General features: G+C 48.5%; 16 protein-coding genes. All 16 read left to right on the top strand.

Annotation, left to right across the window (positions count from 1 at the left end):
- The first annotated feature begins 112 nt into the window (after positions 1 to 112).
- The 16 genes from AC6I8C_RS12445 to AC6I8C_RS12370 all read left to right on the top strand — a co-directional run bounded on the left by AC6I8C_RS12445 (position 113) and on the right by AC6I8C_RS12370 (position 23,700).
- Positions 113 to 1,249, top strand: a complete 1,137-nt coding sequence (locus AC6I8C_RS12445; protein ID WP_013358463.1) for an EpsG family protein — start codon at positions 113 to 115, stop codon at positions 1,247 to 1,249.
- A 128-nt stretch (positions 1,250 to 1,377) separates the two neighbouring features.
- Positions 1,378 to 2,295 (top strand): glycosyltransferase family 2 protein, encoded by a 918-nt coding sequence (locus tag AC6I8C_RS12440; RefSeq protein ID WP_135908099.1) that lies wholly within the window; start codon positions 1,378 to 1,380, stop codon positions 2,293 to 2,295.
- A 69-nt stretch (positions 2,296 to 2,364) separates the two neighbouring features.
- Positions 2,365 to 3,117: a glycosyltransferase family 2 protein gene (locus AC6I8C_RS12435; protein ID WP_013358461.1), complete on the top strand. Its 753-nt coding sequence runs from the start codon at positions 2,365 to 2,367 to the stop codon at positions 3,115 to 3,117.
- A 46-nt stretch (positions 3,118 to 3,163) separates the two neighbouring features.
- A complete protein-coding gene (locus AC6I8C_RS12430; RefSeq protein ID WP_497822659.1) occupies positions 3,164 to 4,198 on the top strand; it encodes a glycosyltransferase in 1,035 nt (344 codons plus the stop codon).
- 82 nt (positions 4,199 to 4,280) lie between these two features.
- A complete protein-coding gene (locus tag AC6I8C_RS12425; RefSeq protein ID WP_497822658.1) occupies positions 4,281 to 6,497 on the top strand; it encodes a phage tailspike protein in 2,217 nt (738 codons plus the stop codon).
- Positions 6,498 to 6,655: 158 nt separating this feature from the next.
- On the top strand, positions 6,656 to 7,918 hold the full coding sequence (wcaK, locus tag AC6I8C_RS12420; RefSeq protein ID WP_497822657.1) for a colanic acid biosynthesis pyruvyl transferase WcaK: 1,263 nt from the start codon (positions 6,656 to 6,658) through the stop codon (positions 7,916 to 7,918).
- 4 nt (positions 7,919 to 7,922) lie between these two features.
- Positions 7,923 to 9,146, top strand: a complete 1,224-nt coding sequence (locus AC6I8C_RS12415) for a glycosyltransferase (protein WP_497822656.1) — start codon at positions 7,923 to 7,925, stop codon at positions 9,144 to 9,146.
- The gene (locus AC6I8C_RS12410; protein ID WP_098052856.1) at positions 9,143 to 10,483 is read left to right on the top strand and encodes a lipopolysaccharide biosynthesis protein; all 1,341 of its coding nucleotides are present in this window, start codon (positions 9,143 to 9,145) and stop codon (positions 10,481 to 10,483) included. The genes AC6I8C_RS12415 and AC6I8C_RS12410 overlap by 4 nt, the downstream gene beginning before the upstream one ends.
- 277 nt (positions 10,484 to 10,760) lie before the next feature.
- Positions 10,761 to 11,663, top strand: coding sequence for a UTP--glucose-1-phosphate uridylyltransferase GalF (galF, locus tag AC6I8C_RS12405; RefSeq protein ID WP_013358455.1), 903 nt, complete (start codon positions 10,761 to 10,763; stop codon positions 11,661 to 11,663).
- Between the two features lie 42 nt (positions 11,664 to 11,705).
- Complete coding sequence (galE, locus tag AC6I8C_RS12400) at positions 11,706 to 12,719, top strand: UDP-glucose 4-epimerase GalE (protein ID WP_147789766.1); 1,014 nt, start codon at positions 11,706 to 11,708, stop codon at positions 12,717 to 12,719.
- Between the two features lie 545 nt (positions 12,720 to 13,264).
- Positions 13,265 to 14,680 carry a mannose-1-phosphate guanylyltransferase/mannose-6-phosphate isomerase gene (locus AC6I8C_RS12395; RefSeq protein WP_497822655.1) on the top strand — a complete coding sequence of 472 codons (1,416 nt, stop codon included), beginning with the start codon at positions 13,265 to 13,267 and terminating at the stop codon, positions 14,678 to 14,680.
- A 14-nt stretch (positions 14,681 to 14,694) separates the two neighbouring features.
- Positions 14,695 to 16,077, top strand: coding sequence for a phosphomannomutase CpsG (gene cpsG / locus AC6I8C_RS12390; protein ID WP_497822654.1), 1,383 nt, complete (start codon positions 14,695 to 14,697; stop codon positions 16,075 to 16,077).
- Between the two features lie 5 nt (positions 16,078 to 16,082).
- Positions 16,083 to 16,868 (top strand): ABC transporter permease, encoded by a 786-nt coding sequence (locus AC6I8C_RS12385; RefSeq protein ID WP_436370166.1) that lies wholly within the window; start codon positions 16,083 to 16,085, stop codon positions 16,866 to 16,868.
- On the top strand, positions 16,868 to 18,154 hold the full coding sequence (locus AC6I8C_RS12380; RefSeq protein WP_436369932.1) for an ABC transporter ATP-binding protein: 1,287 nt from the start codon (positions 16,868 to 16,870) through the stop codon (positions 18,152 to 18,154). The genes AC6I8C_RS12385 and AC6I8C_RS12380 overlap by 1 nt, the downstream gene beginning before the upstream one ends.
- A 54-nt stretch (positions 18,155 to 18,208) precedes the next feature.
- Positions 18,209 to 19,960, top strand: a complete 1,752-nt coding sequence (locus AC6I8C_RS12375; protein ID WP_497822653.1) for a GT99 family glycosyltransferase N-terminal domain-containing protein — start codon at positions 18,209 to 18,211, stop codon at positions 19,958 to 19,960.
- Entirely contained in the window at positions 19,960 to 23,700 is a 3,741-nt protein-coding gene (locus AC6I8C_RS12370; RefSeq protein WP_497822652.1) for a glycosyltransferase, read from the top strand. Before AC6I8C_RS12375 ends, AC6I8C_RS12370 begins: the two co-directional genes overlap by 1 nt.
- Positions 23,701 to 23,704: the final 4 nt, after the last annotated feature.

Genomic DNA, 23,704 nt, shown 5'->3' with positions numbered 1-23,704 from the left:
GCAGGGTATCGCCCGCACGCATAGCCGCTATCAGGCTCGCTGAAAAGCCAGCCGGAAAGGCGAAGCGTCATTGTTGCTGGCATGAGAACTTGTGGAATTAAGGAATCACACCATGGCTCCCTATTGGTATGTATCAGGCTTTTTGCTGCTGCTTTCGCTGTTTGAAATAGCGCTGAAAAAAGACGAACGCACAAATCATATTTTGACCTGGCTGCTCTGTTTTGCTGCCGTTTTGCTGATTATCTTCGGGGGGATACGCGGTCTCGGCACCGGCATGGATGATTTTCAGTACCGGAGCTTCTTTGAAGACTTTGTAAGACGCATTGAAATTAACGGCTTCTTTAAAACCGTTGCGTTTTTCCGTTACGAACCGCTGATTTTTGCGATGGCCTGGCTCACCAGTCTGGTTTCGCACAATGCCAGCATCTTCCTGTTTGTTTTCTGTGCCACGGCCGTTTCCATCAATACCTGGTTTTTCAGGAAGATGTCACCCTATCCGGTGCTGGCGCTGGTGCTCTATTCGGCCCACATCTTTATCAACAAAGACATTAACCAGATTCGCTTTGGCCTCAGTTCGGCACTGTTCCTGGGCGTACTGTGGTCGATCTATCTCAAGCGCTACTGGTGGGCGTTTACCTTCTTCATTCTGTCGTTCACGAGTCACAACACCGGTGTCATGGTCGTCACGCTGATACCGTTCCTGTTTATTCGTGACTGGCGCTGGTGGCCGGTCATTATCATCGTTGCCAGTCTGCCGCTGTCCGTGGTGGGCGGTTCCAGCTTCATTGCTCTGATTGCCGGTCATCTGGGGTCGCTGGGGGAGAGGGCATCGGGCTACAACAATGACCCGTCCTATGCCATGGGTGGCAGCATCCTGGCCGTGTCAAACCTGAAGAACATTATGCTGGTGTTCGTCTTCTTCTACTTCATGCTGACCGACGAGCTGAAGCGCGAAAACTACGCCCAGTATCGCCTTAACTACCTGCTGATTCTGAGCTTTGCTATCGGCGGTGCGATCAGGATCTTCCTGTACAACTTCCCGTCAGGTTCGCGTCTGTCCAACTATCTGCAACAGGTCGAGCCGATCATCCTGACCTCGCTGATTTACCAGGCCAGACGATCGTGGAAGCCCGCGCTTTACGCCATGCTGGTCTTCTTCCTGCTCTATTACCTTTACTACAACACCATTTCGACCAAGCAGGCGGTTACCGGCTATGAAGTGGCGCGTGAGTTTTGGCTTGTCCACTAATTAACCCATCGATTGCCCCTGCGTGAAGAGATTCACACAGGGGCGGTCGACGGTAAGCACACCGGTTTTTTGTCGACCCTTGTCGATTGAACGGATTATTTTTGAACTATTTTAATGAGGTGCTGGCAATGAAGGACATTCGTTTCTCCATCGTAATTCCGGCTTATAACGCGTCAGAATCGATTGTCACGACGCTGGATTGCGTTAAAGCACAAACGTATCGCAATTTTGAAGTCATCATCGTGGATGATAAATCTGCGGATGCCGCCGCGCTGGCGGAGGTGGTTCGCAGCGACCGCTACCAGGATCTCGACATCAATCTGGTGCTCTCTGAGGTTAAGCTCAACGGGGCCGGTGCGCGTAACAAAGGCATTGAGCTGGCGACCGGTGACTATGTCAGCTTCCTTGACGCCGATGATGAGTGGGCGGCAGATAAACTGCAGCAGGTGAGTGAAAAGATCGCTCAGCTGGAAGCCCAGGGCAAAAAGAACTTCGTCATTTTCAGCCAGGTGAACATTTATCAGGACGGCACCTTCCTGAAAGTGATGCCAATGCAGCCACCGGGCAAAAATGAAACCGTCGCCGAGTATCTGTTCGGCTGCTACGGCTTTATCCAGACCAGCACCATTGTGCTGAAGCGCGAAGATGCGGCGAAGATTCAGTTCGATACCCGTTACATCCGTCATCAGGATTATGATTTCTGCATTCGTGCCGATCGCATGGGCTATGACTTTGTGATGATCGCCGCACCGCTGGCGAACTACCACCTGGTCACTAAGTTTGGCTCAAAACATAAAGGCGAATCGGTGAACTACTCGATGTTCTGGCTCGATAGCATGAAGCCGCATCTTACCCCGCGTGATATCCACACCTACAAAGCCTTTAAGCTGCCGCTGCGCTATAAAATGGATGGCAAGTCGCTGATGGCGAGCCTGAGCTTTGCGCGCTACTTCTTCCTCACCAACAAAGACAACCGTGCTTATTTTATGAACCGGGTTAAAGACAAGGTCAAAGCACGTTTCGGCGGTGAGAAAGCACTCTCCTGACGCGCGCCGCGCCTCGTTCTGCTCCTGACGCCAGGAGCACCTCTCTTTACGTTTAATTCAGGGTTGAAGATGAATACTTCTGTTGGAACCGTTGGCATTGTCATGCCTATGTATAATGCACGTCAGACGGTATTACGCGCTGTGCAATCGGTTATCAATCAGCACTATACCGACTGGCACCTCTATCTGGTCAACGATAAGTCCACGGATGACTCGCTGGAATTTGTGCGTGAGCATTGTCAGGATCCGCGCATTACCATTCTGGATAATGCGGTCAATATGGGCGCAGCAGAGACCCGCAACGTCGGACTGCGCGCGGCGACTGAAGAGATTATCGCTTTTCTCGACAGCGACGATGAGTGGCATGCCGATAAGCTGAGCCAGCAGGTTGCGGCCATCGCGGCCGGTGATGATTTTGTGATTACCGAATATCACTATAAAACCCGCAAAGCCGAGCACGACATTACCTACAGCAAACCGTACCTGCAGCAGGAAAACTTTGTGAAGAAGCAGTATCGCGTCTGCTTTTCTTCCGTCTGTTTCCGCCGTCCACCGCAGGGGCTTTTTTTCCAGCGCAAAGGCCACGAAGATTTCCTGTTTTTGTATGAATTATTCACCCGCTATAAGCAGGCACGCGTAATTCAGACGATTCTGGTCAACTATTACGAATTAGGCGATTCCCTTTCACGTAATAAGAACAAAGCCGCCCAGTGGCACCTTGAATTATTAAGAATTATCTATAAAAACAATCCTTTAAAAATCTATTACTATTACGCCTGGTATATGGTGAATGGTGTGCTGTTTACCCTTAAGCATCGTTAAGCCTGTCGGCAGGATTGTCTTTAAAATTTGAGGTGGATAGCGTTTCATGAAAAAAATTGTCCTGGTGATCAAAGATGCTTATTCGTATGCGGGCACCGAGAACATCTGTAACTTTATGTCAGAGTGTCTTGGCGAAACGCATGACGTCACCATCTACTCGCTGGAAGGCAGCGGTAAAACCTTTTATTCGTTTGAGCATGTCAAAGAGATCGTCAGCTTCGAAGGGCAGAGCAACCCGATTAAAAGCGCGGTAGCGCGAATCAACGAAGAGGGTTTCGATACCGTCTTCCTAATCAGCATGGGTCGCCTGAGCGTGATGTTCGCTTTCTGGAATCTGCTGGCCATGAAGAAGAAGCGGGGCAAAGCCTACGCCTGCGAACATATCGCCATTAACTCCTTCAGCAAACCGATTAAGTTCCTCAAGTTTCTGCTGCTGCGCTACTACGACCGCGTGATTGTTCTGACCGAAAAAGATCATCAGGTGTTCAGCCGCTGGCGTATTCCCAGCAAGCCTATCCCCAACCCGGTGGTATACAAAGCCTATCAGCGTCAGACCCGTCATCGTCAGGCGCTGGCTGTGGGCCGTCTGGATAACCAGAAGGGCTTTGATCTGCTGCTGGATATCTGGCGCGACTTCGCCCGCACTCATGCCGACTGGACGCTGGTGATTGCCGGTGACGGCGAACTGCGTCAGCAGCTGCACGACCAGGCGGCCGTGCTGGGCATTACCGACAGCGTGAAGTTTGTCGGCAAGGTCAGCAATATCAATGACTACTATCGCGACAGCGACATGGCGCTGATGACGTCGCGCTATGAGGGCTTGCCACTGGTGCTGCTGGAAGCGAAATCCTGGTCACTGCCGGTGGTGGCGTATGACTGCCCGACCGGGCCACAGGAGATCATCAACCACGGTGAAGATGGATTCCTGGTCCCGATGAATGACAAAGCCACGTTTCTGGTTCGAATGGAGCAGCTTGCCAGCGATGACGCGCTGTTCTATGCCATGAGCGAGAAAACGAAACAGACCGCGCTGAAATTCGACGGTAACCAGATTAAGCAAAGCTGGCTGTCATTGGTTTAACCGGAGCTGGAAAAGCTCACTTGCGACGTGCCTCAGGGACACCGCCATGGCCAGTGGCCTTATTGACTACGGGAATTGATGCATGAAAAGAAGAGAAGTTTTACAGACCGCCGCCTCCGCTCTGGTGGGGGCTCTCTCCGTGAGCACCTTTTCCAGCTACGCTGCAAAAAGTAACGGCATTGCCCTGAAGCCGGTTGATGCGGCGGCTATCCCTAAAGGCGACGTGCCTATCCTGACGCCAGAGAATGTCTACGCCATGCCACCACAGTTCTGGCAGGGCTTTGAGGGCAAACTCTGGATTGGTAAAGCGGGTGTGGATGCCAGCAAACCGGGTAACCAGATTCCGGTCTTCCTGCGTGATGCCAGCGGGAAAGTGTCTGAGATTGCTCAGCCTATCACGCTGAACAAGGGCAACTTTGCCCAGTTTATTCAGGACAACGCTGCACTGATTGCCGATCCTTCGCATTCGATGACGGTCGAGGACAACAACGGTCAGACCCTGTTTAACATCGCCGATGTCAGCCGTCCGGGTGCCGCCGATTTCAGTCAGCGTCTGGCGCAGCCGGCGGGTTATCAGCTGATTGGTGAAATCCCGTCCGTGGCGGAGTTACGCAAAACCCGTCCGCTGTTTGAAGGGGCCAAGGTTAAGCTGAAAAGCTGGCATGAAGGACGGGAAGTGGGCGGCGGCGAGTTTGTCGGCAGCTTCCAGACCGTTCCGAATGATGGCGGCGTAAATTTTGCCGGTGAGGGTTTCTCCTGGCGTCGCGTTGTCGATGATTTTAACCGACTGACGCTGTTTGATTTCGGTGCGATTGCCGATGGCCAGACCGATACGGCGCCCGCCATTATGGCGATGTTCAACTGGTCGCAGCAGGCCAACCAGCAGATCTGCGTCCAGTTCCCGGCCGGGACCTTCATGGTTTCCGCCTGTAACCTGGGCGACAAGTATCTTAACTTCTTCCGCATGTCCGGTGCGATGGTGAACTTCGGTTACTTCCCGGCGACCACGATTGTCTCGGATGGTAAGTCAGAGTTCGTCTTCCAGATGAATGCCCGTCGTGTTGAACTTTCCAACCTGAATTTCAACGGCAACAGTGATAAGAGTCCGAACCAGCAGGGCTTTTTCCATAACACCTGTCCTGGCGGACAATATTTCCGTGGTGCCTGCCTGCGCTTTAACGCCGTTGGCGGCACGGCCATCAGCCTGCAGGATACCCTCGATTGTAAAATCGACCAGTGGTACGCCTCACGCTGCAGCGGCGATGTGATTAAATCGGGCTGGTCCGGGCAGAAGCAGGGCAAATGGGACCACAGTACCGCGATTGAGCTGTCAAACTTCAATGCGCAGTACTGCCGTGGCGGCAAAGTGCTTAACCTGCCGCGCTGCGGCCAGTCGATTATCCATAATGGCTGGATTGAACACTGTGATAATCCGGGCGACCTCTCTAACGGTCAGTGGATCGTTGATGCGCTGAGCCTGGAGGATTGTAAGAATCCGCTGATCGCGCACAACACCCGTCTGAATATGCGTCAGACCAGCCTGCAGTCGGGCAGCTGGATCGACAACTCCATGCAGGGCGACCGTCTGCTCAGCATCTGGGAGATGGGATCGACCCGCGTCGAGTCCTATGGTGTCGCGCTGGATGGCAGCCTGAAGTACAACTACATCACCTCGCGCTGGCGCTTAGAGAACAATACCAACCAGGAGACCTGGTTTGATCTCGGCAGCCTCTACTCACCGACGGTGGGAGATTCGTGGGAGATCGAAATCTTTGGTCAGTCGCAGTTCAGTAACGGCAGTGGCGATAAGCCGCTGATGAATCTGATTGGTGACAAGACCACCGGCGGTCGCGCAGTGATCCACGTGCAGCGTAAGAAAGACCTGTCGGAAGCGAGCTGGTCGGCCGAAGGCAGCAGCCCGATTCTGGATGTGCGCTATGTGGCCGAGCATAACACCGATGTCCGTATCTTCGTCAAACTGGCGGGCTGGACGCCGTCGGCTGCTGTGCTGGTGAAAACCACCGGTAAAGATCGCTTTGTGACCGGTCGCTGTGCGCGGGTCAACGCGAAGATGGAGAAGGGCAATCCGCCATCGGGCGACGCCACCAAACGCGCGCCACAGCGTTTCAGCCTGCATAACGGCAAAGCGGGCGTGGGGGCCAACGAGCAGGGCGATCTGCTGATGGCTTCCCGTCCGCTCTCCGCCGATCAGGTCGATACCAGTAAGCCGGAAGGCTTTGTTTCCGTGGTGATCAACGGTAAACAGGTTGCGCTGCCTTACTTCGCGATTAAGTCATAACCCCTTGTGTCAGGGCCGCCACAATGGAGGCGGCCGGTTTAACAGGAGCAGTACCTTTGGGTGCGTTATCCCGTAAAGCATTACTTTAAACAGAGTTCATTTTGCCCATTTCGGATCTGGGCGGCTTACAGAATTAAAAAAATTCATTCGGAGTTGTTATGAAAATTTTATTGGTGGGTAACCATACGTGTGGAAATCGCGGGGATGGCGCGATTCTTCGTGGACTGATCGATTCGATGAAGTCTGCACGCAGTGATTTAGACATTGATGTTATTAGCCGTTATCCAACCAGCTCCGGTTATCTGCTCCAGCAGGATATTCAGCAGGATGCGCTGTATCTGCACAACAGCAAATCGGGTAAAGGCCTGGTCGGTTCGTTTAAGCGTAAAGTGGCGAACCGCCTGATGCCCGATATCATGATGGCGCACCTGGGCAAAGGCGGGATCTTTAAGTCGTTCGCTGTGCCGCCTCACCTGAAGGCCTTTACTGAAAGCCTGGCAAAATATGATGCGATTATTCAGGTGGGCGGATCCTTCTTCGTCGATCTCTATGGCGTGACCCAGTTTGACCATGCGCTCTGTGCGCTGATGGCGAAAAAGCCGATCTACCTGATCGGCCACTCAGTGGGACCTTTCCAGAACCCGCGCGTCAATGCGCTGGCGAACTTTGTCTTTGATCGGGTCGACAGCCTGGTACTGCGTGAGTCGGTCAGCCTTGATCTGATGAAGCGCGATGGCGTGACCAGCTCTAAAGTGGCCTCTGGCGTGGATACTGCATTCCTGGTGCGTGCGCGTGACGTGGAGAACCCGAGCCACAACCTGCGCTACTGGCAGGGCATTATCGATGGCCGAAAAACCATCGCGATCACCGTGCGTGAACTGGCGCCATTTGATAAACGTCTGGGCGTGACGCAGAAAGAGTATGAAGCAGCCTTTGGCCGGGTAATTAATGCGATGATTGCCGAAGGCTATCAGGTTGTGGCGTTCTCCACCTGTACCGGCATCGACAGCTATGCCAAAGATGACCGCATGGTGGCGCTGACGCTGCGTGACCACGTGGCGCAGCCAGAACATTACCATGTCATCATGGACGAGTTTAACGACCTGGAGCTGGGCATCCTGCTGAGTCACTGCCATCTGACCATCGGTACCCGCCTGCACTCGGCGATTATCTCCATGAACTTTGGCACCCCGGCTGTGGCGATCAACTACGAGCACAAGTCGATGGGTGTGATGAACCAGCTTGGTCTGCCGCAGATGGCAACCGATGTGAAAAGCCTGATGGACGGCTCGCTGATCGACAAGGTGAAAGCGGTCCTTGCCGATTACGACAACATTAAGCTTAGGGTCGACACGGCCGTTGCGAATGAAAGGGAAATTGGCAACCGGATCACTGAAGAGATTCTCAAAGTATTAGGGTAATGTGATGAAACTGACTTTTTTCACCATGCGTTTCCCGGTTGCCTCTGAGACATTCGTACTAAATCAGGTGACCCATTTTATTGATGCCGGTTACGAGGTGGAGATTATTTCAGTCTTTCCCGGCGATTTAGTGAACCGGCATGCGGCGTTTGATGAGTATGGTCTGGCCGCGAAGACCCACTATCTGCTGCCGGAAGAGAAGATCTCAATTGTCGATAAGCTCAACCAGCGTATCAAGCTGGTGCTGCCAAAAGTGACGAAGCCGTCGCTGCTGCGTTCGCTGAATGTGCGTCGTTATGGCGCGCAGTCAAGCAAACTGCTGCTGCCGTCGATTGTGGCGAATGCTAAGCAGACCTTTACCGCAGATGTGTTTCTGGTGCATTTCGGCTATGCCGGTGCCCTGGCAAACAAGCTGCGTGAACTGGGTGTGCTTAAGGGTAAACAGGCGACCGTGTTTCATGGCGCTGATATTTCCCGTCGTCACATTCTGGAAGAGCACAAACTCGACTATGTGAATCTGTTCCGCCAGAGTGAGCTGATGCTGCCTATCAGCCATCTGTGGGAGAACAAGCTGATTGAGATGGGCTGCCCGCCGGAGAAAATTCACGTGACGCGTATGGGCATTGAGCCGGAGAAGTTTAACTTCCAGCCGCGCCAGGCGTTCCATACGCCGCTGCGTATCGTTTCGGTGGCGCGTCTGACTGAGAAAAAAGGCCTGGATGTGGCGGTAAAAGCCAGCGCCATTCTGAAACAGCGTGGCGGTCAGTTTCAGTACACCATTATCGGCAACGGCGATCAGGATGAGATGATGCGTGATTTCATCGCCCGCGAGGGGATGGAAGATTGTGTCAGCATGCCGGGCTTTAAGCCGCAGGAGGAAATCCGTCGTGCGCTGAGCGAGGCTGACATCTTCCTGCTGCCGTCCAAAACCGCCGCAGATGGCGATATGGAAGGGATCCCGGTCGCTCTGATGGAGGCGATGGCGGTCGGATTGCCGGTGGTCTCAACGTTCCACAGCGGCATTCCGGAGCTGATTGAGAACAACGTGTCTGGCTGGCTGGTGGAAGAGGACGATCCTGAAGCGCTGGCGGAAACGCTGCTGAAACTGTCTCAGGGTGAAGTGGATGTGGCGCCGGTCGTCTCAGCCGCACGTCACAAAGTTGAGACTGAATTTAATCAGCATATCGCCTATGGCGAACTGGCACAGATTCTGGAGCGACTGGTGTGAGTGGATTTAAGTCACAGGCGATTTGGCTGTTTGGCAGCACCTGCTTTTCCGCGGTGCTGCAGGTTGCACAGCTGAGCTTTCTCGCCCGCAAACTGGAAACCCACGAGCTGGGGCTGTTAGCCATCATCAACGCCATCCTGGCGGTGGCAGGTGTGCTGCAGGATATGGGGATGAGCAGTTATCTGGTGCATCGCCAGAACATTACCCGTCGTGAGCAGAGCACCATCTATTGGGTGAACGTCTCTCTCAGCCTGTGTACCGGGTTAATCATGTTGCTGATCGCCTTCCCGGTCTCCTGGTTCTATCACCTGCCGGAGCTGACCGGGCTGATCATGCTGACCAGCCTGAACTTCCTGGTGCTGGGTCATCTGTCGCAGTATCAGGCGCACTACATCAAAACCAAGCGGATGGTCTCGCTGGCGAAGATTGAGATGGGCACCAAGTTGTTTGCTTTCCTCTGTGTGGTCGCGATGCTGGAGTTCACCTCGCTGACGGTGGCGGCAGCGATTCTGGGTCTGTTCATCAACGCCTTTACCCGCATCCTCTGCATGATTGCGCTGGGTGAGAAGTCATGGCGTCCGACCTGGGAATTCGACAAAGCGACTTTCTTCGGCGCAATTCGCTATGGCAGCTATCAGCTCGGTTCGCAGACCATTAACCAGCTGCGTACCCAGGCCGATGCGCTGGTGGTCGGTAAAGTCATGGGCGCAGAGATGCTGGGCGTTTACTCACTGGCGAAAGAGCTGGTGCTGCAACCGCTGAAGCTGGTGACGCCGGTGATTAACCGTCTGGCCCTGCCGCGCTTTGCTGAGAAACAGCACGATGCCGAGCAGCTGAAAAAGCTGTTCCTGAAAGGTACGCTGGGGATCATGCTGTTCAGCAGCGCCATGTATCTGGCTATTGGTATCTTCTCGCCGGTTATCGTGCGTGTGCTGTATGGCGCATCACATGAGCAGGTCTATCACCTGATCCCACTGATGCTGCTGTTTGGCATGCTGCGGCCGATGGGCGGACTGACCGGGGCGATTTCGCAGGCCAACGGACGCACTAATGTGGAGTTCTACTGGAACATCGTGGCGAGCATCGTGGTTCTGGCGGTACTGGCGACGACCTTTATCTGGCCGAACGTGCTCTACGTCGCACTGACGCTCTCTATCTCGCAGATCCTGATCTCGGCACTGGCGCATCCGTTCTTTATCAAGCCGGTGATTGGCATTCGGTTTATCCCGTATGCCCGGCAGTGGGTGGCCGTGTCGGTGGTATTTGTTGGCGTGATGATGCTGGTAAATCACTTTAATCTGTTCGTGATGCCAGAGTGGTTTGAAGGCTGGCTCTGATTACAAAGCGTTATATAAGCGGGCGGCCTCAGGGTCGCCCGTTTTCATTTATGGCTGGCCTCAGCCCTGCAACGAAGAGTGCTCCGGATCACAGTAGCAATATTCGATTACTGATTGTCTTTGTTCAGTTTATGGTGTCGCTGGCAATGGGCAAAATGCCGAATTTCCAAGTTATGACAGAGAGTTACTGTCCGCTTTTCAGATAAAGATTATACTTGCTCTTCCGGCCGATCCTGCATAATCGACCCACATCTTCATTTTATTAAACGGAATAAATATGACCAAGCTTAAAGCAGTAATCCCGGTTGCGGGCCTCGGTATGCATATGCTCCCTGCGACTAAAGCCATTCCGAAAGAGATGCTGCCTGTCGTCGACAAACCGATGATCCAGTACATCATTGACGAGTGTGTTGCCGCAGGTATTAAAGAGATTGTGCTGGTCACGCATGCATCGAAAAATGCCGTAGAAAACCACTTCGACACCACCTATGAGCTGGAAGCGCTGCTTGAAGCGCGCGTGAAGCGTCAGCTGCTGAGCGAAGTGCAGTCTATCTGCCCGCCAGGCGTCACCATCATGAACGTGCGCCAGGCGCAGCCGCTGGGTCTGGGCCACTCCATTCTCTGCGCCCGCCCGATGATTGGTGATAACCCGTTCGTGGTCGTACTGCCAGACGTCCTGCTGGATGACTCTACCGCTGACCACATGCGTTATAACCTCGCTGCGATGGTTGCCCGTTTCGAAGAGACCGGCCACAGCCAGGTGCTGGCGCAGCATATGCCGGCTTCCGATCTCTCTGAGTACTCTGTCATCACGACCGAAGAGCCGATTGATCATCCAGGCGACATCAGCACCATCACCGATTTCGTTGAGAAGCCTGAAGATACAGCCGGACTGAGCTCTGACCTGGCTGCGGTAGGCCGCTATGTGCTTTCTGCTGATATCTGGGCAGAACTGGAGCGCACTGAGCCAGGCGCATGGGGCCGCATCCAGCTGACCGATGCGATTGCCAGCCTGAGCAAGCACAAAACGGTTGATGTCTCTCTGCTGACCGGTCACAGTTTCGACTGCGGTCGTAAACTCGGTTACATGCAGGCGTTCGTCTCTTACGGACTGCGCAACAACGCGCAGGGTCGCGATTTCCGCGAAGCTATCCAGACGATTCTCGCAAAACAAAAGTAATTAAATCGCCGCGTCCTGCGCGGCGGATTGAAAGGAGCTCACATGGCAATTTTAGTAACGGGTGGAGCAGGCTATATCGGCTCCCATACGGTACTGGCGCTGTTGCAGCGCGGTGATGATGTTGTGGTTCTGGATAACCTCTGCAATGCCTCACGCGAAGCGATTAACCGCGTTGAGAAACTGGCGGGTAAAAAAGCGACCTTCGTTGAAGGCGATATCCGTGACCGTGCCTGTCTGCGTGACCTGTTTGCTGCTAACAGCATTTCAGCCGTCATTCACTTCGCAGCGCTTAAAGCGGTGGGTGAATCGACGCGTATGCCGCTGGAGTATTACGAGAACAACGTGGCGGGCACCGTGGTGCTGCTGGAAGAGATGCGTAATGCCGGCGTCTGGAACTTCATCTTCAGTTCATCCGCGACCGTCTATGGCGCAGATGCACCGGTTCCTTACGTTGAGACCACCCCGATTGGCGGCACCACCAGTCCATACGGCACCTCAAAGCTGATGACCGAATTCGTGATGCGCGACTTCGCCAAAGCAGAGCCGAAGTTTAAGGCGATTGCCCTGCGTTACTTCAACCCGGTTGGCGCGCACGAGTCTGGCGAAATCGGTGAAGACCCGACAGGCATCCCGAACAACCTGCTGCCGTACATCGCGCAGGTCGCAATTGGCCGTCTGGAGAAGCTGGGTGTGTTTGGCGGCGATTACGATACGCCAGACGGTACCTGTCTGCGTGACTACATCCATGTGGTTGACCTGGCGGAAGGCCACCTGAAAGCGCTGGACCACCTGAACAAAGTTGAAGGCTACACCGCCTTTAACCTGGGCGGCGGCAAAGGCTTCTCCGTGCTGGAGATGATCAAAGCGTTTGAGAAGGCTTCCGGCAAGGCGATTCCGTTTGAAATCAAGCCACGCCGTGACGGCGACCTGCCTGCATTCTGGGCCGATGCATCACTCGCAAACAGTGAGCTCGACTGGCGCGTGACGCGCGGCATCGATGAGATGATGCGCGATACGTGGAACTGGCAGAGTAAGAACCCGGATGGGTTTCGGTAGTTGAAAAAATCTGCAAACACCCGGCTTCGGCCGGGTTTTTTTTTGCCTGTGTTAAGAGGAACTGCATATTTCTCCGCTACATTTTCACCCATAAGCCAGCCATAGACCGGTTAATAACTTAATACAGAGTTATCCTGGTCAGGATTTCGTTCAGTTTTAATAAAAGCAGAACGTAAACCCACTCTGTGAACAGATGCAAAGTGTGATTCTTCAAACGCTACTATGCTGTTTTGCCGGTTTTTATTTTTATTAAAGCATCTCTGAGCCAATGTTTAGTCACTCTTAAGTTTTATCAGTGGCAATGAAAGATTAGGCATATTATTTTTGCCGCACAAAATGTACTATTTGCAGTTATCCCGGAACCCGTATGCGTTTGAATAAAATATAATCAGCGCATCGACAAGCTAACCTGTGAAGGGTGATTCCCATCACACAGCGCATTGGTTGCTGCAAGCCAGGGGCGGTAGCGTGGTTGTTTATTCGTAATGAGTAAAATTTGACCCGCGTATATGCATAGCATGTTTAAATTTGTTAGAGGATGTGGAATGTTACTTCCCGTAATCATGGCCGGAGGAACCGGCAGCCGCTTATGGCCCCTTTCCCGCGAACTTTACCCTAAGCAGTTCATCTGTCTGCACGGTGAGCACTCGATGCTGCAGGAGACGGTAAATCGTCTGAGCGGCGTCGAAGCCCGCGCACCGATGGTCATCTGCAACGAGGAGCATCGTTTCCTGGTGGCTGAGCAGTTGCGACAAATTAACAAGCTGTCCCATAACATTATTCTCGAGCCGGTAGGGCGTAACACCGCTCCGGCAATTGCGCTCGCTGCATTGAACGCTGTGGATCAGGGTGATGATCCGGTTCTGCTCGTGCTGGCTGCCGATCACGTGATTGAAGACCGTGCTGCGTTTCATCAGGCCATCAAAGTGGCCACCGCCTATGCCAAACAGGGCAAGCTGGTGACTTTCGGCATCGTGCCAACCGGTCCGGAAACCGGATACGGTTACATTCAGCGTGGCGAAGCGCTGCCAGGCGCAGAACACGGCCCTTATCAGGTTCAGCGATTTGTCGAAAAACCGAACCAGAGCACTGCTGAAGAATATCTGCAATCTGGCGAATACTACTGGAACAGCGGCATGTTTATGTTCCGTGCCAAGCGCTATCTCCAGGAACTGGAAAAGTTCCGCCCGGATATTCTTGAGGCCTGTCGTCGTGCCATGGCGAACGTCAAAGAAGGCAACGACTTTATCAGTATTGATAAAGATGATTTTATCGCCTGTCCTGATGAGTCAGTCGATTACGCGGTGATGGAACAGACCGATGCCGCTGTTGTTGTACCGCTGGCGGCAGGGTGGAGTGATGTAGGCTCCTGGTCCGCCCTATGGGAAGTCAATGAGAAAGATACTCACGGTAACTCTCTCAAAGGCGATACGTTCCTGCACAATACGAAAAACTGCTACATCAATAGTGAAGATCAGCTGGTGGCGGCGATTGGCGTGGAAAACCTAGTGATTGTAAACACCAAAGACGCTGTTCTGGTTGCGCGTAAAGACCAGGTGCAGGATGTGAAACGTGTGGTTGAGTTTCTTAAAAGCGAGTGTCGCAGCGAATACCGCCGCCATCGTGAAACTTACTGGCCATGGGGACGCTGCGACCTGGTGGTAAACACCGGCCGTTTTAACGTCAACCGCATTACGGTTAAACCTGGTGAGGCCTTCCAGTTACAGATGCACTACCACCGCACCGAACACTGGGTGATCCTGTCCGGTACAGCGAAAGTGACTATCCAGGATAAGACGCTGTTACTCACAGAAAACCAGTCAACCTTTATTCCAATCGGTCATCCACATACTTTAGAAAACCCTGGCAAAATTCCATTAGAGCTGTTGGAAATCCAGTCTGGTTCCTATCTTGGCGATGACGACCTCATTTTGATTAAACAACAGTTTGCAAGTAAGTAAGGACAGACACGATCATGGCAGCACTGACCTGTTTTAAAGCTTATGACATCCGTGGCGAATTAGGCACTGAACTGAACGAAGATATTGCCTACCGTATTGGCCGCGCCTATGGCGAATTTATTCGCCCGAAAACTATCGTGGTGGGCGGTGATGTCCGACTGACCAGCGAATCGTTAAAGCTGGCACTGGCCAATGGACTACGGGATGCAGGTACTGATGTTCTGGACATTGGTATGAGCGGAACAGAAGAGATCTACTTCGCTACCTTTCATTTAGGCATTGATGGCGGCATTGAAGTGACAGCCAGCCATAATCCGATGAACTACAACGGGATGAAACTGGTACGGGAAGGTGCGCGTCCGGTAAGCGGTGACACCGGTCTGCGCGACGTTCAGCGACTGGCAGAAGCCAACGATTTTGCTCCGGTTGAAGAGGGCAATCGCGGCAGTTATAAACAAATCTCTGTGCTGGATGCCTATGTCGATCATTTGATGGGCTACATCGACCTTAATAATTTCACTAAGCCGATGAAGCTGGTGATCAATTCAGGTAATGGTGCTGCCGGCCATGTGATTGATGAACTTGAGAAGCGCTTCCAACAAACTAATGCGCCGGTTTCATTTATCAAAGTGCATCACGAAGCGAATGGCAATTTCCCCAACGGTATTCCCAACCCGCTGTTGCCAGAGTGTCGTAAAGACACCTCTGATGCAGTGCGTGAGCATCAGGCCGACATGGGCATCGCCTTTGATGGTGATTTTGACCGCTGCTTCCTGTTTGATGAAAATGCAGAGTTCATCGAAGGCTACTACATTGTCGGTCTGTTAGCCGAAGCGTTTCTTAAGAAAGAGCCTGGCGCGAAAATTATTCACGATCCGCGTCTGACATGGAACACCATTGATGTGGTGACGCAGGCAGGCGGTATCCCGGTTATGTCTAAAACCGGCCATGCGTTTATTAAAGAGCGTATGCGTGAAGAGGATGCGGTTTACGGCGGTGAAATGAGTGCGCACCACTATTTCCGTGACTTCGCATACTGCGACAGTGGCATGATTCCGTGGCTACTGGTGGCAGAGCTGCTGGCAGTGAAAGGCCAGACTCTGTTTGCGCTGGTCTCCGAACGAATGGAAGCATTCCCTTGCAGCGGTGAGATCAATTCTAAAGTCGCCAATGCCAAAGAAAAGATTGAAATTATTAAAGAGCGCTATGTATCTGACGAGTGCGAACTAAATCTGACCGATGGGATTAGTGTGGATTTCTCAGACTGGCGTTTCAACTTGAGAACTTCTAATACCGAACCTCTGGTTAGATTGAACGTCGAGTCAAAAAATAATTTAGCGCTGATGAATGAGAAAACAACAGACATCCTGGCTTTGCTAAATGGGGTCCAGAAGTGAGAGAGATACTAATAGCGATATTAAGGTATCGTGGCTTTATATGGAGTAGTGTAAAAAGAGATTTTCAGTCTCGCTACCAAATGAGCATATTAGGGGCAGCATGGTTAGTCTTGCAGCCTCTCGCGATGATCACTGTTTATACCGTAATCTTCTCGCAACTTATGCAGGCAAGGTTACCTCAGTCAACCGGGCCTTTTGCATACAGTATTTACCTCTGTTCCGGTATTCTCACCTGGGGTTTATTCGCTGAAATACTATCCAGAATGCAGGTAGTGTTTATTGAAAATGCAAACTTGTTGAAAAAGGTTACATTTCCAAGAATCTGTTTACCGGTCATCATCATTTTATCGTGCATACTCAACTTCTTGATAATATTTTCGCTATTTTTGTTTTTCCTGGCCGTAACGGGGAATTTTCCCGGAGTTGAATTTTTCTATATTATTCCAATATTGATCATTCAGGTATTATTCGCAAGCGGGCTTGGCATTACGCTCGGCGTACTGAATGTATTTTTCCGTGATGTGGGGCAGTTTGTCACCGTTCTCCTTCAATTCTGGTTCTGGTTTACGCCAGTGGTGTACGTCTATACAACACTGCCTGTTTGGGCTCAGGGATGGTTAAATTACAATCCAATGACAGCCATAATAAACGGGTATCATGAAATTTTCGTACATAACACCGTACCAGACTTTTTTGCTATGAAATGGACTATTGCTGTCGCGGTGATTTTTTGTGTGTTAGGTCTTTATCTCTTTCGGAAACACGCGGCTGATATGGTGGATGAATTATAATGTACAGCATAAAAGTTGAAAACGTCAGTAAGAGTTATAAACAATATCCACGAAAAATTGATCGGCTATTAGAGTGGGTTTTGCCAGGCAAAAAAAAACGTTTTCATGAAAAACATGTTTTAAATAATGTCTCTTTTGAAATAGAAAAAGGGGAAGCTGTTGGTATTATTGGCGTCAATGGCGCTGGTAAAAGTACCTTATTAAAAATTATCACGGGTACCACAGCAGCGACATCAGGACAGGTAAAATCACAAGGGCGTATTGCTGCACTCCTTGAATTAGGTATGGGATTCCATCCCGATTTTACCGGCAGGCAAAATGCTGTAATAGCGGGCCAACTCCTGGGTATCAATGAAGAAGATATGGATGAAGTCATCCGTGATGTAGAAAACTTTGCGGGTATAGGTGAATATTTCGATTCTCCTGTACGGACATATTCAAGTGGTATGCAAGCCCGCGTAGCATTCTCAGTAGCGACCGCAGTTAAAGCTGATATATTGATTGTCGATGAAGCACTCAGCGTTGGCGACCTGGCTTTTCAGGCTAAATGCATGCAACGCATGAATAAGATGCTTGAAGACAATGTAACTATTCTCTTTGTCAGTCATGCACTTTTCCAGGTGAGACAGTTTTGTTCTCGCGCAGTCTATATCGCCGACGGTGAAGTAAAAGCGTTTGGTGCCGCTGCAAAAGTATGCGATCTCTATCAAAATTCTCTGGTAGAAAATAAAATTTCTATTAAAGAGCAGGAAAATACGGGATTAATTGTCAATCATAAACTCGATCCCGATATTACAGTTAACCCTAATCTCCGCCAGAATTCTCTACAAGAGAATGCCGGGAGTCTGGATCTGGAGTTTCTGGATTTCAAAATGCTGAACGCGGCGGGGGAGGAGGTTGCTACCCTTTACGCGAAAGATAAAGTTACCGTTCAGGCTGTTATCAGATGTAACAGAGATGTCCCTGCTGAGGCATGTGTTGGCATGTTGATCGGTGACAAAAATGGTTTTCCTGTATTGAGCATGAATTCCAACTATTATGATACTCGCCTGGAGAGTCTCAAAGCTGGTGAACACGTCATTATCAGCTGGGATTTTGTCATCCCCTTTTATATGGGCGAGTATCGCATCGATATTGGCATTAAGCCTGAACCTTATTCGTCTGATTTTTATGATCGAATCTTCTGCGTAAAAGTTTTCACAGTAAATACGCCAGTTGAGCTTTTGAAAGAAAACTTTGGTGGTATGCTTCACATCCCGGCAGAAATGAAAATCGTAAAAAAATAAATTCAGTCTGAATTTCAGGAAAGATGCATTAATCACATGAGGTGAGTGCGAATAATGTCAAATAAGAAATCAAAATATCTATTTTTTTGGCTTCCCTATGACGTCAAATATTCCTATGAAACATTTCTAACCGCTTTTTACCTGAGCGTTAAGCGTTTCTCTTGTAATGACGCAATACATATCGGACATGAGAAGATTTTTCAGGATGTGCCGCCGCATTTACCTGAGAACTGGCTGGCAGGTTTTAATACTTCCTTGCCAGATAATGAAGAGTTAAAAAATCTGGATAAAATTATCTGGAGCAGCGATCTTTTTTCTGCTCTGGAAGATAAGCTTAAATCTAAAAACCTCGTATGGCAGCATATCCTAACCCATGAGTATGAGCCATTAATGGAGCTTTTTGAGTCTGAAATTGTCAGACTCAAAGAAACGTTTGATATTAAAGCTGTGATATTGTGGTCAAACTGTCCTTCAGTAAAAAAAATTGCAAACAAGCACCAGATTCCTGTTATTCATAATGAACTCGGACCATTACGAGAACCTGTTTATTTGCCTACTTGCTATTTCGATTTTAGTGGGGTTAACGGGAATACTGAGGCTGCCCGCCGGTTTGAAAATTATGAGATAAGAAACGATCGATATGCAAATTTTGGGCGAGTAGCGCTGCTTAGTCTTTTTCTTAAAGTCGTAAAACCTATTCGTAAATTCGATAATTACGAAATTGGTGTACCTCTTCAAGTAGAAGATGATTCAAATATTATTGCTTATAGTAACGGATTTAATAATCCAGAAATTGTTGATTACGCCAAAAGTAAAACCAGTAGCGTTTTGATTCGCAAACACCCTTACGGGCGGGTCAATTATAAAGATATAGAAAATGGAAGTGAGGACTTAACGCCTCAGGAATTTATCGCTTTATGCGAAAAAATAATTACTATTAATTCGAGTGTGGGTTTCGAAGCATTGTTATGGGGAAAACCAAGCGAGATTTTAGGCGATTCCCCTTTTTCATTTATTAGCCGTGACAGTACAGTGTTTGTCGATGCGCTAAGATTCGCACTGCTTAACTATCTGGTCCCATTCGATTTCCTCTTCAATAAAGAATACTACGACTGGCGTATCACGATGCCTGATGAAGATAGCATCAGGGAAAAGCATCTGTTATATTATCTAAACTTAAAACACGGCTGGAATAAAACAAATATAAACATCGATACAATTCCTGTTGAGCTGGAAAATATTTTTTTCAGAAATCTCAATTTGCAGTTTGTTGAAAATGAAAATTATTTTCGTTCTGAAACTGAAGAATTAAATAAAAAGTTAATGAAATTCAATTCTGACAGGGCGAAAGAAGCGGATTTGCTTAAGTCGGAACTGAGTAAAAAGAAACAAGAGCTGGATAGTGAGGTCAATAAAAATAAACATCTGGCAGATGAATTATGGCGTCATCAGCATCTTCTTGAAAACATCTATGCAAGTAAATCATGGCGACTTACGAAACCACTGAGAGTTATAAATAGTCTGAAATCTGATAAAAAAACAAAATTTCCCTTTAAAGGCAAAATCGTTGCGCTGGCGTTGCCTATAGCCAGGAAGGTGCTTGCGAATTATCAGGCTCGAAAAGTAGTTATAGCTGTAACAAAGAAGATTGGCCTTTACGGTAAGTTAAAAAGTATTTATTTACAAAGTACAGTTCCAGTCGCCTCACCATTAGTTGATGTTTCAAATGAGATTCACAAATCCAGAGACACTGTTATCAATATTAAAAAAATCAAGATGCTTAAAAGTCAAAGAGGGAACGATTGATGCGCATAGCAATTGATATGCAGGGTTTGCAGTCAGAGAGTCGGTTCAGAGGGATTGGCCGTTATACACGCGCGATAATTAAGTCTTTGGTTAAACTGGCATTTAATAAAAAATATGAAGTTATCTTAATCGGTAATGGTGCTTTCCCGGTAAAAGATTTAGTCAACGAGTTTTCACCACTGGTTGGTCGTGATGCTGTCAAGTTCTGGTATCCGGCAGGACCCTGTGCATTTGAAAATCCTGCTAATCATCATAATAATGCAAATGCAAAAATTATTCGGGAAGCATTTTTTAAAAGCCATAAGCCTGACATCATCTATGTACCGGCTATGTTTGAAGGCTATCAGGATGATAGCGTTTTAAGCGTTAATGAATTCGACACGGAAACCCCCGTTGTAACAACCCTTTATGATCTGATTCCACTACACAATCCTGCACAATATCTGGACCCTAATCCCAACTATAAGAAATTTTATCTTGAAAAGATTTCTTATTTGCAGGCATGTAAAAAGTTACTGGCTATCTCTGCTTTTTCCAGACATGAAGGACAAGAGTATTTTAAGGTTCAAGCTGATGACATCGTTAATGTCTCTACAGCCTGTGACGATATTTTCAGGGTTATAGAGTCAGATCAAAATGAAATCAATGAGCTGAAACTTAAATTTAAAATAACCAAACCATTTATTATGTATTCTGGCGGGGCGGATGAACGGAAAAACCTTCCCGCGCTGATAACAGCACTCAGTGAGCTTCCTGTTGAAATACAGAAACAATATGATTTTGTATTAGCGGGTAAATTATCGCAATTTGACATTGATAAACTTAATCATCATGCTCGTCAGTGTAAGTTAGAACACATGTCGATGATCATGACGGGTTATATTACTGATGAAGAGCTGGTTCAGCTCTATAACACCTGTAAACTTTTTGTGTTCCCCAGTTGGCATGAAGGGTTCGGCCTGCCGGCTTTGGAAGCGCTGGCTTGCGGTGCCGTTGTGATTGGTGCAGGTAATACCAGCTTACCTGAAGTAATTGGTATCGAAGAAGCGTTGTTTGATCCGTTCAGCGTGTCAGACATCAGAGAGAAGATTATCAATGTGCTTACAGATGAATCACTTTATTCTTCTTTGAAAAAAAAAGGCTTATCGCGAGCACGAGCCTTTTCATGGGATACTTCTGCTGCTATTGCGCTTTCTGCATTTGAAGACGTCATTGAAGGTAAAGACGCGACCGTCATGCAGGACGTCATGAAGGATGCTGGCAGCCTTAAGAAGACATTAGCATTTTTTACACCTCTGAGTCCTGCGCGATCAGGTATTTCTTTATATAGTGAAGAGTTACTTCCAGCGTTATCGAAATTTTATGATATTGATGTAGTTATTGATGAAAGTCAGTCAGATAGAAGAGAGAATAGTGATTATTCTGTCATTACAGCGAGCGAATTTTTAAATAGCTCAAAAATTTATGACCGAATCATTTATCAAATGGGTAATTCCATATTCCATGATTATATGCATGAAATTCTGGAAATTTATCCCGGCATCGTTTGTATGCATGATTTTTATCTCAGTAACTATTTCCGCTATAAAGAAACCTTTGCTGGTTATGAACGTTCGTGGAGCGAACAGTTACTTGCTTCTCATGGTTATAATGCGCTTATTCAAAGAGAGAATGTTAATGACGATGAGAAAATAATGTATCAATACCCGTCTAATTTTAATGTGCTAAGTAATGCTACGGCCGTTATAGTACATTCCGATTATTCGAGAAAATTAGCAAAACAGTGGTATTCAAACAGTCGCGCGCTTGACTGGGAACGTATTCCATTGCTGCGTGCTGAACCTGTTTCTCTGGATAAGCAACAGGTCAGAAAAGAACTCAATATTTCTGAGGATACAATATTAATTTGTTCATTTGGTATTCTTGACGCTTCTAAACTCAACCACCTTATAATTCAGGGGTTAGGGGCTTTAAATAATGAGCTAAAACAAAAGAGCAAAATGGTTTTTGTTGGAGAGTTGGGTGGTAGCTATAAAGATCGGATTGAGTCACTAATAAAAGAGTATCATCTTGAGTCGGTTGTCGAGATCACCGGGTGGGCCTCTGATGCTCTTTACCGGCAGTATCTGGTTGCCGCGGATATTGGCGTTCAGCTCCGTGCTTTATCACGGGGAGAAACCTCTGCCGCTGTTTTAGATTGCATGAATTATGGTTTAGCAACAATTATCAATGCTAATGGTTCAATGGCCGAGCTCCCTGATGACAAAGTTATTAAGCTCGCTGACGAATTCATGCTGAGTGATTTGATCACGGCTATTGATAAATTGTGCGAAGATAGACAATTCAGAGAAGATCTTGGCAAAAGCGCACACCATTATATTTCAGCCGAGCACAGCCCCGAAAGATGTGCTGAGTCATGTTTTAATCATATCGAGGCTGCATATAGTAAAAATAATCTTACTGTTAATCAGATTATCAACAAGCTGGATATTCTGGAAAAACAGTATGAACCTTATGCTAATCTTATAGCCAATAATTTTCCCCGCCTGAAATCGAACAGAAAGTTATTCTTTGATGTATCTCTCATTAAAGATTCTGATCTATGGACCGGGATTGAGCGTGTTACCCGAGCCCTGCTGATTGAGCTGATCAAGCTATCAGATAATCGTTTTAACGTAATACCCGTATATCTGAATAAAGAGCAAAGTGGTTATACTTTACGTGAAGCCAATGGTTTCATGGCAAAACTCTACCCTGGCATTGCATCTTATGTTGATTACGATAGATGTGTCGATTTTAACTCAGGCGATGTTTACTTTTCATCCGAGCTAGCCTGTGATTTAGTCATAGATGCCCAAAAAAATGGATTTTATGACCATCTCTTAAAAAACAGTGTTAATGTCACATTCATGATTCATGATATTTTACCTGTTACCAAAAATCATTTCTTCCCGCCTGGAAGTAATGAAGGTTTTTCAGCATGGCTTAATATTATAATCGAGTATTCTGATAAAATAATTTGCGTTACTGATGCTGTTGTTAGCGAAGTTAAAAAATATATTTTGTCCAACAAACTTGATAATCCACGTTTGCAGTTAGAGTATTCTCATCATGGTGCGGATATTTCCTCAACTATACCTTCAGGTGGCATTAATTCGGGCGATGTTGACAAGGTTAACCTGATTAAACAGAATCTCTCTTTCCTCATGGTCGGTACACTGGAGCCACGTAAGGGGCATTTGCAGGCTGTGGCTGCTTTCGAACTGCTTTGGGCAGCAGGTAATGAATCCCACTTGGTTATCGTGGGCAAAGAAGGCTGGAAGGGGCTGCCAGATAATGCGAGGCGTACGATCCCTGAGATTGTCGATAAGATTAAAAATCATCCGTTTTTAAACAAAAAACTCTTCTGGTTTGATAACGCCAGCGATGAATTACTAAATGAGCTTTATCAGAACGCTGACTGCTTACTTTATCCATCTGAAGACGAAGGTTTTGGTCTTCCGTTAATTGAAGCTTCACAGCACAACAAGCCATTGATATCACGTGATGTTCCGGTGCTTCGTGAAGTTGCTGGTGAGGGCGCTTTTTATTTCCAATCCAATAAGCCTGAGGTATTAGCTCAAGCTATAGAAGAGTGGATCGAACTCTTCAAAAACAATGCACACCCTGATTCAGCTGAGATTAGTTGGTTAAGTTGGGCGCAAAGTGCAGAAAATCTTGTAAAAAAACTCTTTGATTAGAAGG

This window comes from Pantoea sp. X-Soil-YNGN-844 (assembly GCF_059730595.1).
This window is presented reverse-complemented; position numbering and strand designations above follow the sequence as displayed.

Excerpts from the sequence above, each read along its gene's own strand:
- AC6I8C_RS12445 (WP_013358463.1), top strand. The coding sequence starts at position 113 with ATGGCTCCCTATTGGTATGTATCAGGCTTTTTGCTGCTGCTTTCGCTG.
- AC6I8C_RS12440 (WP_135908099.1), top strand. The coding sequence starts at position 1,378 with ATGAAGGACATTCGTTTCTCCATCGTAATTCCGGCTTATAACGCGTCA.
- AC6I8C_RS12435 (WP_013358461.1), top strand. The coding sequence starts at position 2,365 with ATGAATACTTCTGTTGGAACCGTTGGCATTGTCATGCCTATGTATAAT.
- AC6I8C_RS12430 (WP_497822659.1), top strand. The coding sequence starts at position 3,164 with ATGAAAAAAATTGTCCTGGTGATCAAAGATGCTTATTCGTATGCGGGC.
- AC6I8C_RS12425 (WP_497822658.1), top strand. The coding sequence starts at position 4,281 with ATGAAAAGAAGAGAAGTTTTACAGACCGCCGCCTCCGCTCTGGTGGGG.
- wcaK (WP_497822657.1), top strand. The coding sequence starts at position 6,656 with ATGAAAATTTTATTGGTGGGTAACCATACGTGTGGAAATCGCGGGGAT.
- AC6I8C_RS12415 (WP_497822656.1), top strand. The coding sequence starts at position 7,923 with ATGAAACTGACTTTTTTCACCATGCGTTTCCCGGTTGCCTCTGAGACA.
- galF (WP_013358455.1), top strand. The coding sequence starts at position 10,761 with ATGACCAAGCTTAAAGCAGTAATCCCGGTTGCGGGCCTCGGTATGCAT.
- galE (WP_147789766.1), top strand. The coding sequence starts at position 11,706 with ATGGCAATTTTAGTAACGGGTGGAGCAGGCTATATCGGCTCCCATACG.
- AC6I8C_RS12395 (WP_497822655.1), top strand. The coding sequence starts at position 13,265 with ATGTTACTTCCCGTAATCATGGCCGGAGGAACCGGCAGCCGCTTATGG.
- cpsG (WP_497822654.1), top strand. The coding sequence starts at position 14,695 with ATGGCAGCACTGACCTGTTTTAAAGCTTATGACATCCGTGGCGAATTA.
- AC6I8C_RS12380 (WP_436369932.1), top strand. The coding sequence starts at position 16,868 with ATGTACAGCATAAAAGTTGAAAACGTCAGTAAGAGTTATAAACAATAT.
- AC6I8C_RS12375 (WP_497822653.1), top strand. The coding sequence starts at position 18,209 with ATGTCAAATAAGAAATCAAAATATCTATTTTTTTGGCTTCCCTATGAC.
- AC6I8C_RS12370 (WP_497822652.1), top strand. The coding sequence starts at position 19,960 with ATGCGCATAGCAATTGATATGCAGGGTTTGCAGTCAGAGAGTCGGTTC.